We start from the raw sequence: 14,073 nt of genomic DNA, 5'->3' as shown, positions 1-14,073 counted from the left end.
GGCATCGACCTGCTCGGAGAGCAGGCCGGCGAGCTCGCCGGCGAGCCGCGCCGTGACCCGTGCCGGGTGGTCCGGTGGAGTGGCGACCAGACCGACGACGACTTCTGGGTTCTGATCGTGTTCGGTCATCACAGCTCCTCGCCGAAATCGGGACGCGTTGCGGTGCGGGCGCTTTCCCCATCGGCGCACATACATGCGCCCGGCCCCCGGTGAATACCGCCCGCCTCGCCGGGAATCACGGGGCCAAGGACGGTCCGGACGGTTTAGGCGTTTTCGTCGAGGGAAGCCGTGCCTCAACCGGACTCGCTCCCGGTCATGGGGGACGGGATGCGGTCGACCACGGAGGTTAACCGTGACGCAAGTGGCAACCCGACAAGCAACGAACAACAGGCAGGCCGAGGTCCAGCGGCGGGGCCGCGGGCTCGGCTGGATGAGTCTCGGCCTGGGTGTGGCACAGCTGATGGCACCGGGCCGTGTGCGCCGGATCAGCGGCGTCGACGACTCCGCGACCTCGCGGACGGTGGTGCCGCTGGTGGGGGCGCGGGAACTGGTCCACGCGGCCGGGCTTCTGGCGAGCCGGCGCAAGGGTGTCTGGGCGTGGACCCGTGTGGTGGGTGACGCGATGGACCTGACCGCATTGGGCATGGCCCTCGCCCACCGTGACGGCAGCCGTCGGCGACGGCTGCTCGCGGTGACGGGCGCCGTCGCCGGGATCACCGTGCTGGATCTGCTGACTGCCGTACAGGCCACCCGGGCCGACGAATCCGGCGCCGCGCCGACGATGCGGGGCGCCCGCAAAGGAGAATCCATGGAGCTGACGGCGACCACGACCATCCGCAAATCCGCATCCGAGGTGTACGCCTTCTGGCGCAATCTGGAGAACCTGCCGACGTTCATGGCGCATCTCGAACAGGTCCGTGCCACCGGCGCCCGGACGAGCCACTGGTCCGCCGCCGCCCCGTTCGGCAAGAACGTCGAGTGGGACGCGGAAGTCATCGACGAGGAGCCCGGCGAGAAGATCGCGTGGCGGTCGACCGGCAACGCCGACGTACCCAACGCCGGTACGGTCCGGTTCGAGCCCGCCCCCGACGGTGTCAGCACCGAGGTCCACGTGGCACTCGTCTACGACATCCCAGGCGGCACCATCGGCAAGGCGGTCGCCAAGTACTTCGGCGAGGAACCGCACCAGCAGCTCGACGACGACCTGCGCCGGCTCAAGCAGGTCCTGGAGACCGGCGAGGTGGTCCGCTCCGACGGCGCCCCGTGGGGCAAACGGGCCCGCAAGGAGTTCCCGCAACGCCCGGCGCAACCGCTGTCGGACGCCGAACTCGCGAAGGGAGCCGACCAGTGAGAGCGAACACCTGGGCGGGCCGCAACAAGGTCGAGGTCCGTGACGTCCCGGACCCGAAAATTCTCAACAAGCGCGACGCCATCGTACGGATCACCTCCACCGCGATCTGCGGCTCGGACCTGCACCTGGTCGACGGGTATGTGCCCACGATGCAGGACGGCGACGTCATGGGCCACGAGTTCATGGGTGAGGTGATCGAGGTCGGGTCCGGCGTCAGCGCGGAGCGGCTGCGCGTCGGCGATCGGGTGGTCGTGCCGTTCCCCATCGCCTGCGGCGCGTGCGCCGCTTGCGCCGCTGAGTTGTACTCGTGCTGCGAGAACAGCAACCCCAATGCCGGTATCGCCGAGAAGATGTTCGGTCACCCGGTCGCCGGGATCTTCGGCTACTCGCATCTGACCGGCGGCTTCGCGGGCGGTCAGGCCCAGTACGCGCGGGTCCCGTTCGCCGACGTCGGCCCTCTGAAGATCGAATCCGGCCTGACCGACGAGCAGGTGCTGTTCCTGTCCGACATCCTGCCCACCGGTTACATGGGCGCCGAGATGTGCGACATCCAGCCCAGCGACGTGGTGGCGGTGTGGGGCGCGGGCCCGGTCGGGCAGTTCGCCATGGACAGTGCCCGGGTGCTCGGCGCCGCGAAGGTCATCGCGATCGACAAGGAGCCGTATCGGCTGCGGATGGCCGAGCAGGCCGGCCACATCCCGGTCAACTTCGACGAGGTCGACGTACGGTCACGGCTGCTCGAACTCACCGGTGGGCGAGGCCCGGACAAGTGCATCGACGCGGTCGGTATGGAAGCCACCCACGGCAGCGCGCACATCGCCGCGTACGACCGGGTCAAGCAGGCCGTGAGGTCGGAGACCGAACGCCCGCACGCTCTGCGCCAGGCGATCATGTCCTGCCGTAGCGGCGGCGTGGTCTCGGTCATCGGCGTCTACGGCGGATTCCTCGACAAGTTCCCCGCCGGCGCCTGGATGAACAGGTCGCTGACCCTGCGTACCGGCCAATGCCATGTCCAGCGCTACATGAAGCCTCTGCTCGAGCGCATCGAACGCGGTGAACTCGACCCGACCCGGATCATCACCCACACCCTGCCGCTCGACGAGGCGGAACGGGGCTTCGAGATGTTCAAGAACAAGCAGGACAACTGCGAGAAGGTCGTCCTCAAACCCTGACGGGTGAAGGCCTCGTCATGCGGAGGCGTCGAGCGTCTGGGACGGTGTCACACCGAACCGTGCGCGGTAGGAGCCCGCGAACCGTCCCAGATGCGCGAATCCCCAGCGGTGCGCGACCTCGGCCACCGTCGTCCGGCCGGGTTCTGCCTGCCGGAGCTCGTCGTGTGCGCGGTCGAGGCGGACCTGCCGCAGGTACGCGGTGGGTGAGAGACCGACGTACCGCTGGAAACCTGCCTGCAGTGCCCGTTCGCTCACGCCGGTCGCGTCGGCGAGTCTCGCGATGGTGATCGGCTGCTCGGGGCGGCTGTGCAGAAGGTCGATCGCCTGGCGGATCGCGCGGGGCGCTGGACACGGTCCGCCTGGCGTGGCGAGCCGCTCCCGGTACGGGTGGTCGCCGGCGAGCAGCAGACCGCGGAGCAGAACCTCCTGCAGAGGTTCGGCGAGCAGCGGGTTCCGAGTCAGGCCGTGCGTCTCGCCGAGAGCGTCCGAGGCGAGCGTGCGGACCATGTTGGTCCACGTCCGGCCGGGACCGTGAGATTGGTCCAGCTGAGGGCTCAGCGGAACCGGTGAGCCGACAGGCGTGTCGAGCATGCGAGCCAACCGCGTTTCGAGGGCGCTGCGGTCGATCTTGACTGCCAGTAGCCGGCAGTCTCCGGTCCACCGGTGCAGAACTGTGTCCCCGACCGGCTGGAACACCGCACCGCTGGTGCCGGTGGCGACCCGGTGTTCGTCGCCGCCCTGCTGCCATTCGAGCCGGCCGGACAGGATCACGTCGACGTGGTAAGCGCCGAGTTCGTACAGCCTCACCTTGAGGTCGGTGCCGAAACGTACGTCACCGATGGTGACCGGGCCGAGGCTGGTTACCCGGAGCCGGGTGTCCAGGCTTTCAGAGGGTTCCAGCATGTCGACGAAGTTGGAGTAGAAGTGCTCGGCGAGTACCAGCCGGGTCTCGTCCAGGTCGGAGCTGTGCAGCGCGACCGGCCGGGTCCCGTCGATATCAGAATCGGACATACCGCATCACCTCTTCGTCATTATATTCGGTACACGGATGGCATTTCTCCGGTGCGGGCGCAATGGCGGCCTCACATTTTCTGGCCTTTCGAGGCCACTTGTGGAACGTGGATCAACCGGCTATCCGGATACCGAAGGTCCCATCCATCTCCCGTAGTGAGCACTATGGCATGACCGGGTGAATTCAGATTTGAACTCAGATGCGGCCGTAATCGCGCCGATGGCCGCTCGTGCGACTTGAGCGGATATGGTGCTGGTGGCTCGCGGCCGCTGTGCTGGCGACGGCAGGGTATTTCCTGCTGCCCGCCTCCTCACACGCCGCCAGGATCACCTACAACGCCATCGGCCTGGCGGCCGTGGTGGCCATGCTCGTCGGCGTACGCCTGTACCGGCCTCGACGCCCCGGGCTGTGGTACTGGTTCGCGGCCGGGCAGTTACTGACAGTGCTCGGCGACATCGCGTACGACTATTACCTGTACGGCTTGGGCGGCGTACCGTACCCCTCGATCGCTGACGCCTTCTATCTCGCCTCCTACCCGTTCCGTTTCGTGGGTTTGCTACTGCTGTCGCGCCGTCGGCAGTCAGACGGCGAAATCGGCCGTCTGATCGACGCGGCCGTCGCCGCCATCGGGCTCGGCCTGGTGCTCTGGACGTTCGTCCTGCACCCGACCGTGGCCGACAGTTCGGCCTCGGCCATTGCGCGTGTGATCAGCACCGTCTATCCGGTGGCGGATCTTCTGCTGCTGGTGATGGTGGCGTGGCTGTTCACCGATCGGCGCGGCCGCACCACCAGCATCAGGTTGCTCAAGGCCGCCGCAGCGACAGTGTTGGCCGCCGACACCTGCTACTCAGTGACGATCGTCTACTTCGGTGCTGATCCGTACGTCCTGGACGCGATGTTCGTCGCCTCCTCGGTGCTCTGGGCCGCGGCAGCCTTGCATCCTTCGATGGCGGCCGACACGGGTGCCGTCGGACTCCCGAGGGCTGAGCACAGCGTGGCGCGCTGGTGCGTTCCCGCCGCGTGCTCACTACTCGGGCCGGCGCTGCTTCTCACCCCCTATGCCGGGAAGAACACGCTCGACAGCACGGTCATCGCCTGCGGCACCATCGTGCTCGTCCTGCTCACCATTGCTCGGACGGTTCTGATCCTGAAGCAACTGAAAACGCAGTCACAGGACATGGAAGAGCTCGCCATGCAGGACGAAATGACCGGGCTGGCCAACCGGCGTCGATTCGAGAACACGCTACGTATCGCGATGGCCGAGGGCCCGGCACAGGTGGCGTTGCTCGGGTTGAACGGCTTCAAGAACGTCAACGACGAATTCGGGCGTTCGGTAGGTGACCGTGCCCTCTCTTCTCTCGCCCAGCGGCTGGCGCAGGCGGTGCCGGACGAGGCTCTGCTCGCCCGGATCGGCGGCGACGAGTTCGCTGTCCTGCTGCCCGGCAGCAGTTCCGCGGAGTCCAGGGCGCTCGCCATTCAGCTTGCCGCCCAGCTGCGTGAACCCGTGCACGCGTGCGGCCACGATCTGCTCGTGTGCGTCGGTATAGGTCTCGCCGACGGTGAACGCGCCGACCCGATGGAGGTGCTGCGCCGGGCCGAGGCGGCAATGTACGCCGCGAAGCGAGCCGGGCAGACGTATCGACGCTGGGAGCCGGCCCTGGACGAGCAGTCGTCGGGGCACGCCAGGCTCGGCGCCGAGATGCGGGTCGGTCTGGACACCGGCCAGTTCCGGGTCGTCTACCAGCCGATCGTGGCCTTCCCGCAGGGCCGGGTCGCCGCTGTCGAGGCGCTGGTGCGCTGGGTACACCCGCATCGGGGCATGGTCAGCCCGGCGGATTTCGTACCGGTAGCCGAGCAGAACGGCCTCATCATCGAACTCGGTACGTGGATCATGCGGACAGCCTGCCGCCAGATGGCACGGTGGCGGGCCGAACTCGGCGCCGACACGCCCGACAAGGTCAGCGTCAACGTCTCCGCCCGTCAACTCGTCCGGCCGGACTTCGCCGCGACGGTCGCCGACATCCTGGCCGAGACGGGACTTCCCCCGCGCCATCTCGCCGTCGAGGTCACCGAGACCGCCGTCTTCGAGGGCGGCCAGGCGGTGACGACGCTGCACGAACTGCGCAAGCTCGGCGTACGGATCGCGCTGGACGACTTCGGCACCGGGCATTCGTCGCTCGGTCTGCTCCAGACGGTGCCGGTCGACATCCTCAAAGTCGACAAGTCGTTCGTCGACAACGTCACCGAGGCCGGCCGGCACAGCGTGATAGCGGAGGCGCTCATCCGGATCAGCACCGAACTCGGCATGACCGCGGTCGCCGAAGGTGTCGAGACCGCCGAGCAGGCCGACGCCCTCCACCGGCTCGGCTACACCCTGCTGCAGGGCTACCACTTCAGTCGTCCCGTCGCCGAGCCCGATTTCGGCCCACGGTCCACCGCAACCGCCGGCGTGACGACTGCCGCCGTCACCGATCAGGGGCCACCCCGCCTGCAGAACGCCAACATGCCTTGAAGAGAGAAGACCTTAGCGGGCCGACGGTGCGCGGGAGGGCAGGGCACATGCAACGGGTAGGAGTCTGGGTAGCGGGGGCGATCGTCGCCGGTTCGGCCGTACAGGGCCTTGCTCCTCTTCTCGAGCCCCGCGCCGCCGTGGTGTCCGACAACATCCTGCTGGCCGTGATCGCGTTCGTGACCACGCTCGGCCATGTCCGGCAGGCCAGGCTGTCGCGTGGGCGGCGGCGCGTCGTGTGGTCGCTGGCCGCCTTCTCCGCCGGCTTCTGGGCGCTGTCCAGCGTGATCGACACCGTGGACGTCTTCATGGCGACCGAGGCGGTGCTGGACGAGGGGCTCGCTGTCGGCGCGGCGATCTGCTCGCTGGCCGCGCTCGTGGCGCTCGACGCCGTCGGCAGGGCCGGTTTGGCCGGCTGGCTGCCACGGCTTCTCGATGTCGCCACGGTTGCCGGCGCGCTGTTCTTCCTCGCCTGGGAGTTCGTTCTCGGCCCAGCCTATGCGCGCCTTCCCGGTGGCAGTGGTCCCCTCGTCGTCCTCGTTGTGCTTCCCGAGCTGATCGGTGCCGCGTACGCGGTTGTTCTGCTCTCGCGCAGCCTGTCCGACCGTGGTGACGTGGCGCTGAGCCTGCTCGCGTCGGCGCTGATGACGTTCGCGGTGACGATGCTGCTCGCGGTGCACAATTTCGCCCAGGGACTGCCCTGGTACGCCACCGGGGTCGGTGCGGGGTACGTTGTCGCTGGTCTGCTGACCGCGCTGGCCAGCCGGGCGCCGTTACCGTCGGAGACGTTCACCGACCAGAGCCGTCAGAATGGCCGGTGGACACTACTGCCGTACCTGCCGGTCGGTCTCGCCTTCGGCGCCGCCGCCTGGCGTTTCGTCCGCACCGGCAATGTGACCGCCGTCCTGTTCTGGTTGCTGCTGGCCACCGCCAGCCTCGTACTGGCCCGCCAGTTCCTCAACCTGCGCGTCAATCAGCGGCTCGCCGACGACCTACGGCGCCAACGCGCTGAGCTGGCCTACCAGGCGTCCCACGATTCCCTGACCGGCTTGGCGAACCGCGCCGGTTTCCAGCACCGGGCGCAGACCGCGCTGGCGGAGGCCGGCCCGGACGGCCTGACCGGAGTCCTGCTGATCGACCTCGACGGTTTCAAGGCTGTCAACGACACCTACGGGCACAGCACCGGAGACGCGCTGCTGGTCGGTGTGGCGGCACGGCTGCGAGCGGGCATGCGTGGCGACGACACGGTGGCCCGTCTCGGCGGCGACGAGTTCGTCGTCCTGCTGCCTCACCTGGCCCACCCGGACGAGGCGCGGGACATCGGCGTCCGTGTGCTCGAACTACTGGCCGAACCGATCGACGTGGGCGCCGTCGTTGGCACCGCACGCGGCAGCGTCGGTGCGACCGTCGGCGTCGGGGCCCGCTATCAGCCGCTCGAGTTGGTGGAGCAGGCCGACGTCGCCCTTTACGAAGCGAAGGCCGCCGGCAAGGGCGTGGTGCGCGGATACGCCACCGCAGACGAGAGCCTCCGCAACGGCACGGAGCCGGCCACCGGTGAGGCCGCGAGCCGTGGCGAAACCGATCACAGGCAGCCCGGCGAGGACCGCCGCCGAGTGAGAGCGGCACCGTGAGCACCGGTGCGCTGGCCTGCCGGCCGCGTCGGCTGGCTGGGGCATCGGGGCGTTGAGTTTGTGCGAGGGGTTCCGAGGGGCCGCCGCCGTTGTCGTGATGCCAGGACAGCGGCCCCCGGTGGGTGGTGTGTGTCAGCTCCCGGTCGGGTACGGCTTGGCAGCCGCTGTCCCCAGGGTCATGAAAGCGGGCAGGTTGAGACTCCAGAAAGACGCCATGCAGCTGTACGCGGGGAAGAACCCACTGCACGAGGAGCTGCTGGGGCCGACCTCGATCGTGTATCCCGGCACACCCAGCGTGCCGTAGATCCAGTCGTCGGTGGCACCCGGCGCGAAGTAGTTCAGACCACCGTCGCCGTGCACGACCGTGTACTTGTTGGACTTGGCCATGTTCGCGGCGATCGTCTTGAGGTCGGTGTTGTTCGGCGCGAGCGAGTTCGTCCAGCCGTACGGATAGATGTTCAACTCGGCGTAACTGTGCAGCGTGAGGAAGGTGCCGGTGGTGGCGGTCGTCGCCGCCGAGAAGTCGGCGGCCGGCTTGGTGTCGCGGTAGATGCTCGACAGGAAGCTCTGAATGGCCCGCGTCTCCGGCTCGCTGCCGGCGCTCGCACCGGGATAGGTCTCGGTGCACTTGGTGCCCTGGTTGACGTCCCAGTGGTAACTCGAGTTCCGGTTGAGGTCGACTCCGCGCCCGGTGCCCGAGCACCCGTTGTCGTGGGCGTTCTTGCGCTGGGAGACGGGCCGCGTCGAGTTCGACGAGACGATGTCGACGCCGTCCGGGTTGGCGATCGGGATGACCCACAGCTCGGTCGTGTCCATCAGCGTCGTCACGGCAGCGACCTTGCCGTAGTTGGCCACCAGGTAGTCGATCCACATGTACGCGAGCTCACCGGTGGCCAGTTCGCGCGCGTGCATCTGGGCCATCAGCGTGAACTTCGGTTTCGAGCCGGTGGTGCTCAGCGCGCAGTCACCGGTGGTGATCTTCGTGATGCAGAGGGCCTGGATGTCGTGACCGCCCCGGTTCTGGGTCTTCAGCCATGACTGACCGATGGTCTTCAGGGCCGCCAGCTCCGGGTGGGCCGTCACGACCTGCTGGTTGTGGGCCTCGTGCGCGGCCGCGGTGTGATAGCCGCCGTAGTAGGTGCCGGCCGCGGCCTGCACCGACGCCGGCACCGGCTGGTAGAGCGGCCCGGTGTACCGCACGCTCAGGCCGTCGCGCCGTAGCCGCTGGGCTTGAGCCGCAGTCGCCAGGATCGGCGCCCCGTCCGGCGACAGTCCCTCCATGACGTCGTAGCCGCGCTTGCTGAGGTCGTCGGCCAGCTCACCCACGGTGGTGGTGGGAGAGGCCACCAGCCAGTAGCCCGGTTCGCTGGTGTCCGGGCCGGCCGCGGTCGCGCTGCCGGGCATCATGAGCCCCGCAGAGATCAGCAGGAGCATCGCGGTCGTCACTGCGGCCGGCAGCCGGCGCGCCCGTGATCGCCGGAGGTTCGGGAACCTGGTCATTGGCACCTCGGTCGTGGGATGGCCGGTGTCACCGTGCACCGACGCTATCGATTTACGCTCATCGATGAAACTGTGCCCGTCAACATGCCGATGTGGTCATATCTGGCGCGCTCGTTCAATGCCTGGCTGCGTGCGTCCGCTCACCGACGGTCATTCTTTGCGCAATGATGTGGCGATCAAGATCAAACCGATTAGCATGCGCCCGTGACCACACCGGAAGACATCCTCGCCACCACCCCCTGGGGGGATCTGGAAGACGCCTACGGTTCCGCGGAGGACCTGCCCGGCCTGTTGCAGCCGCTCCTCAACGGGGAGACGGCCGACTTCGCCGCGGCCATGCACACCCTGACCTGGAACCTGGCCCACCAGGGCAACTTCTACTCGGCCACGCTGCCGGCCGCGCGGTACGTCGTCGCCGTCCTGTCCGATCCACGCACCAAGGCGGGCAAGGCGGCCATGCTGAGCTGGCTGAACGTGCTCGCCGGCAGCGCCGTCGAGTTCGAGGAGTTCGACAACGAACCGGACGCCGACGCCGTCCGCGAGGCGATCCCGTCCTTCTATCCGGCGGTCGCCGCCAACTTCGAACACACCAATGCGCTGGTACGGGTGGCCGCCCGCCGTGCCGCCCTCACCATGCTCGACCGCCCCGGCCTGGAGCACGAGCGTGCCGCAGCGGCCCCGCACCTGCTCGCCGAGCCCGAGTTGCTGACCGACTCGGAACAGGGCGTGGTCCGTGCCGTCGTCGCCGGGTGGGAGGCCTGAGCCGGGGCCGCGCGGCGGCCGGAGAACTCCAGTCGTATAGATTGGCATGCGTCGATCTCTGGAGGTAATGTGCGATCACTGACGCTCGTCGTCGCCACCACGATTGCCCTGGTCGCGGTGGCGGCACCCGCCTCGGCTCACGAACCCGGCCCGACCGCCGGCCCGTGTCAGTACACACCCACGCCCGACGAGCCGGCCGCGCGCCCGGTGCCGTTGCCGCGCGACCCACGCCCAACGCCCGACCGGGGCACCGTCCGCGTGGTGCTGCGCACGAATCTGGGGCAGATCCCACTGGTTCTCGATCGGGCCGCCGCGCCGTGCACGGTCCAGAGCTTCCTGCACCTGACGCGGCACCGGTTCTACGACCGGACCATCTGTCACCGGCTCACCGCGTACCCCACCTTGAAGGTCCTTCAATGCGGCGATCCGAGCGGCACCGGCGAGGGTGGCCCCGGATACCGCTACCGCGACGAGTTGCCTGCCGGCCTTCCGCCAGCGCCGACCGACCCGACCGGTGTGCGCCGGCTCTACGCCCGGGGAGTGCTGGCGATGGCGAACGCGGGACCCGACACGAACGGCAGTCAGTTCTTCCTGGTGTACGGCGATTCCGCGCTGCGCCCCCACTATTCGATCTTCGGCGAGGTGAGCACGCCCGGCCTGACGACGCTCGACAGGATCGCGGCCGGGGGCATCGCACCGACCACGGACGACCCGGCGCCAGTCGACGGGACGCCGGCCCTTCGTACCGAAATCCGCAAGGTCCGCGTCAAGCACTGACCCGAGCCGGGAGGCGCCGCCCGCATCGCGTGACGGCGCCTCTCGCCGGGTCAGGCCGTTGCCGTCCGGCGGTCGTCCGCCGATGCGATGCGGGATCCACCGGGCAGCAGCGCGGCCAGCGCCACCATCACGCCCGCCACGAACACCATGCCGATGAAGATGCGATGTACGGCCGTCGTCAACCCCGCAGCCGTCGGCTCACCCGAGCCGAGCACCGCGTTCGCGACCGCCCCGAAAATCGCCACGCCGAAGGCGCTGCCGAGCGAGCGCAGGAAGATGTTGTTCGCCGTGACCACACCGCGTTGCGCCCAGCCGACGCTGGACTGCGCCGCGATCAGCGTCGGCGACGCGGTGAGACCCATACCCAAGCCGATGACCAGGCAGGGGGCGGCCACCTCGAGGACGGTGGAGTCCCGCCCGAGCAGGAGCAGCAGCGCCGACCCGAGGAACACCAGCGTGGTGCCGATGAGCGCGCACACCCGGAATCCGAAGCGCAGGTAGATCCGGCCGGCCTGACTTGCCGAGACCGGCCAGCCCAGGGTGAGCGCGGCGAGCGCCAGCCCGGCGACGAGCGGTCCGGCGCCGAGTACCTCCTGCGCGAAGGTCGGCACGTACGAGCTGAGGGCCAGCAGGACGACGCCGATGCCCACGGAGAGCTGCCCGCTCGTGACCAGCAGACGGCGGCGGAACATCCAGAGCGGCAGGACCGGCTCGGCCGCGGTGCGCTCCACGAAACCGAACGCGACAAGCATCAACGTGCCGAGCCCGAGGATCGCGACGCTGATCGCAGAGGACCAGCCCCAGGCCTGACCGCCTTCCAGGACGCCGAGCACGAGCAGGGTCAGCCCGACGGTGAGCAGGACCGAGCCCTTGTAGTCGATCACCGGGCGCCCACGGTCGCGCTGTTCGTGGAACTTCCGCACGATCATCCAGGCGGCCAGCAGGCACAGCGGGATGTTCACGAGGAAAATCCAGCGCCAGCTCACGTACTCGCTGAAGACGCCGCCCAGGGTCGGGCCGACGACCGAGGAGACGCCCCAGACGCTCGCGAGGTAGCCCTGGACCTTGGCACGTTCCTCAACCGAATAGAGGTCGCCGACGATCGTGATGGTGGTCGGCTGGATAGCCCCCGCACCCAGGCCCTGCACGACCCGAAACGCGATGAGCACCCACATGTTCCACGCCGCGCCGCAGAAGATCGAGCCGAGCAGGAACAGCGCGATGCCGAACAGGATCACCGGTTTGCGGCCGAACAGGTCGTTGAGCTTGCCGTACACCGGCACCGACACGGCCTGGGCCAGCAGGTAGATCGAGAAGAGCCAGGGAAACTCGTGAAAACCGCCGATGTCACGAACCACCGACGGCACCGCAGTCGCGATGATCGTCGAGTCGATCGCGATGAGCCCGGTCGCGAGCATCATCGCGCCCAGCACCGCACCGCGGTCCCCGCGCAGGCCAAGTCCGTTGTCCGCCATTTCCGCCACCCTAAACCCGTCCCGGTGCGGGTGCCCGCGGAGAGCGTTCAGGGTGGCGCACCGTGCCGCACAGACATCCCGGTTGCTACGCCACCCGGCACGAAGGTCACACAAACGACGGTCTGACCAGGATCACCGACACGGGACCGAGTCCGGTCGCGGCACATAGCCGTTCACCGGCCGCGGGCAACCCCGCAGCCCGTCCTTCATCAGTGGCGCGCTCTCGGCCATGGTGATGAACCACTGCTGGATGCCGTCGTCAAAGGCTGCCGCGGCGATGTGATCGTGAAACCGGTCATGGCCAGTGAGAGTAGGCGGGTCGCGGTGGCGGCCGGGTCGCTGTCCTTCTCGGTTACCAGGGCGATCCCGGTGACCAGGGTCGACAGGTCGGCGAAAGTGACGCCGGGTGCCAGCACTCCGGCCTCGGCGGCCCGGCGAACCAGCGGCTCACCCGCCTCGGACAGCTGGTCGGACGCGCAGTAGACGCCTTCGGCACGGCTGCGGTTCAGCGCCTCGGCCAAACCTCGGATCGTCGCGGCGGCCCGCGTGATCGCGACGAGGAAATCGACGAGCGCGGTGCGCGGATCCGGGCCGGCAGCCAGTTCGCGGGCCTGAGCGCAGAGGGCGCCGATGCGGTCCCGGAAGACGGCTTCGAGCAGGGCATGCCGGGTCGGGAAATGGCGGCGGACCGTACCGGATCCCACCCCTGCGGTCCGGGCGATCTGCTCCAGCGACGCATCGGCCCCCTGCTCGGCCACCGCCTGTGCGGCTACCTCGAGGAGATGTTCGTAGTTCCGGCGGGCGTCCGCTCGCATGTCTCACCTCGGGCGTTGCTAACCGGCGGGGTCCGCCGTATGTTAGCAGCAGTAAACGGCGGACCCCGCCGTTTCCTGTTCGAGGAGTGTGCCCATGTCCGATCGAGCACCAGTCCTGGTCGTCGGCGCCACCGGCCGGCAGGGCGGGGCGACCGCCCGCGCCCTGCTCGCTGCCGGCGTACCGGTGCGTGCCCTGGTCCGTGATCCCGCCACCGTCCGAGCCGCCGCGGTCGCCGCCCTCGGTGCCGAACTGGTCACGGGCGACCTCCGCGACCCCGGCTCGTTGGTCCCTGCAGCCCGGGGCGCCCGGGCCGTCTTCTCCGTGCAGATGCCGGAACTACAGGGCGACACCTGGGACTTCGAGAGCGAACTCGCTCAGGGCGTCAACCTGATCGAGGCCGCGCTGGCCGCCGAGGTCCCGCAGTTCATCCACACCTCGGTCTCCGGCGCCGGGAAACACGAGCACGCCCCGGGCTGGGCCGACGGGCGCTGGGCCGCGATGGAGCGCGTCTACCTGCCCAAAGCCGGGATGCAGGAACGCGTCCGGGCCGCAGGCTTCGACCGGTGGACGCTGATCAAGCCGGGCTTCTTCATGGAGAACTTCCTGCCCGATGTGGCCTACCTGCTGCCGCGAGGCATCACCGGCGGGCTCGCGACGGTGCTCCGGCCGCAGACATACCTGTCGCTGGTCGCCGTCGACGACATCGGCCGAGCGGCAGCGGCGGCCATCGCCGACCCGGACCGTTTCCACCGTGTCGAACTCGAACTGGCCGGCGACCATCTGCCGATGACCGACATCGCGAAGATCATCGGAGAGTCGCTCGGCATCGACGGTGCCGCTCCCGACATGACCGAGCAGGAGGCACTTGCCGCCGGCATGCCGCCCTGGGCCACCACGTCCCACGAGTTCCTGAACGCCGCCGGGCAACCGGCCCGTCCCGAGTTCGCACGTGCCCTCGGCATCCCCCTGACCAGCTTCGCCGAGTGGGCCGACCGCTACCTGCGTCCCCTCCGCCAGCGGTGATCGTCAGCTGAGGCGGTCGAGGAGTCCTTCGGGATCATGTTCCCG

Annotated in this window: 11 protein-coding genes; 7 read left to right on the top strand and 4 right to left on the bottom strand. The window is 68.8% G+C overall.

All coding sequences use genetic code 11. The features are described 5' to 3' along the window. Window positions 1-352 precede the first annotated feature (352 nt). Together ACFO0C_RS01480 and ACFO0C_RS01475 are read left to right on the top strand one after the other, a co-directional pair. Entirely contained in the window at window positions 353-1,351 is a 999-nt protein-coding gene (locus ACFO0C_RS01480; RefSeq protein ID WP_378064615.1) for an SRPBCC family protein, read from the top strand. After that, window positions 1,348-2,523 (top strand): zinc-dependent alcohol dehydrogenase, encoded by a 1,176-nt coding sequence (locus ACFO0C_RS01475; RefSeq protein ID WP_378064614.1) that lies wholly within the window; start codon window positions 1,348-1,350, stop codon window positions 2,521-2,523. The genes ACFO0C_RS01480 and ACFO0C_RS01475 overlap by 4 nt, the downstream gene beginning before the upstream one ends. Window positions 2,524-2,538: 15 nt before the next feature. Here the strand turns inward: ACFO0C_RS01475 and ACFO0C_RS01470 are convergent, their stop codons facing one another. Next, window positions 2,539-3,534, bottom strand: coding sequence for an AraC family transcriptional regulator (locus ACFO0C_RS01470; protein WP_378064613.1), 996 nt, complete (start codon window positions 3,532-3,534; stop codon window positions 2,539-2,541). Between the two features lie 272 nt (window positions 3,535-3,806). Between ACFO0C_RS01470 and ACFO0C_RS01465 the strand changes: the two genes are divergently transcribed. Beyond that, window positions 3,807-6,047, top strand: coding sequence for a putative bifunctional diguanylate cyclase/phosphodiesterase (locus ACFO0C_RS01465; RefSeq protein WP_378064612.1), 2,241 nt, complete (start codon window positions 3,807-3,809; stop codon window positions 6,045-6,047). Between the two features lie 47 nt (window positions 6,048-6,094). Further along, complete coding sequence (locus ACFO0C_RS01460; RefSeq protein WP_378064611.1) at window positions 6,095-7,675, top strand: diguanylate cyclase domain-containing protein; 1,581 nt, start codon at window positions 6,095-6,097, stop codon at window positions 7,673-7,675. Window positions 7,676-7,807: 132 nt separating this feature from the next. Here the strand turns inward: ACFO0C_RS01460 and ACFO0C_RS01455 are convergent, their stop codons facing one another. Beyond that, window positions 7,808-9,175, bottom strand: a complete 1,368-nt coding sequence (locus ACFO0C_RS01455; protein WP_378064610.1) for a M14 family zinc carboxypeptidase — start codon at window positions 9,173-9,175, stop codon at window positions 7,808-7,810. Window positions 9,176-9,379: 204 nt separating this feature from the next. On the opposite strand from ACFO0C_RS01455, the gene ACFO0C_RS01450 reads away from it, so the two are divergent. Next, entirely contained in the window at window positions 9,380-9,937 is a 558-nt protein-coding gene (locus tag ACFO0C_RS01450; RefSeq protein ID WP_378064609.1) for a hypothetical protein, read from the top strand. Window positions 9,938-10,015: 78 nt separating this feature from the next. Further along, window positions 10,016-10,714, top strand: coding sequence for a peptidylprolyl isomerase (locus ACFO0C_RS01445; RefSeq protein WP_378064730.1), 699 nt, complete (start codon window positions 10,016-10,018; stop codon window positions 10,712-10,714). 50 nt (window positions 10,715-10,764) lie between these two features. Here the strand turns inward: ACFO0C_RS01445 and ACFO0C_RS01440 are convergent, their stop codons facing one another. Both ACFO0C_RS01440 and ACFO0C_RS01435 read right to left on the bottom strand, forming a co-directional pair. Continuing rightward, the gene (locus ACFO0C_RS01440) at window positions 10,765-12,189 is read right to left on the bottom strand and encodes an MFS transporter (protein ID WP_378064608.1); all 1,425 of its coding nucleotides are present in this window, start codon (window positions 12,187-12,189) and stop codon (window positions 10,765-10,767) included. A gap of 209 nt (window positions 12,190-12,398) precedes the next feature. Beyond that, window positions 12,399-13,004, bottom strand: a complete 606-nt coding sequence (locus tag ACFO0C_RS01435) for a TetR/AcrR family transcriptional regulator (RefSeq protein ID WP_378064607.1) — start codon at window positions 13,002-13,004, stop codon at window positions 12,399-12,401. A 94-nt stretch (window positions 13,005-13,098) separates the two neighbouring features. Between ACFO0C_RS01435 and ACFO0C_RS01430 the strand changes: the two genes are divergently transcribed. Then, window positions 13,099-14,028: an NmrA family NAD(P)-binding protein gene (locus tag ACFO0C_RS01430; RefSeq protein WP_378064606.1), complete on the top strand. Its 930-nt coding sequence runs from the start codon at window positions 13,099-13,101 to the stop codon at window positions 14,026-14,028. Window positions 14,029-14,073: the final 45 nt, after the last annotated feature.

This window comes from Actinoplanes subglobosus (assembly GCF_042650585.1).
GTDB lineage: Bacteria > Actinomycetota > Actinomycetes > Mycobacteriales > Micromonosporaceae > Actinoplanes > Actinoplanes subglobosus.
This window is presented reverse-complemented; position numbering and strand designations above follow the sequence as displayed.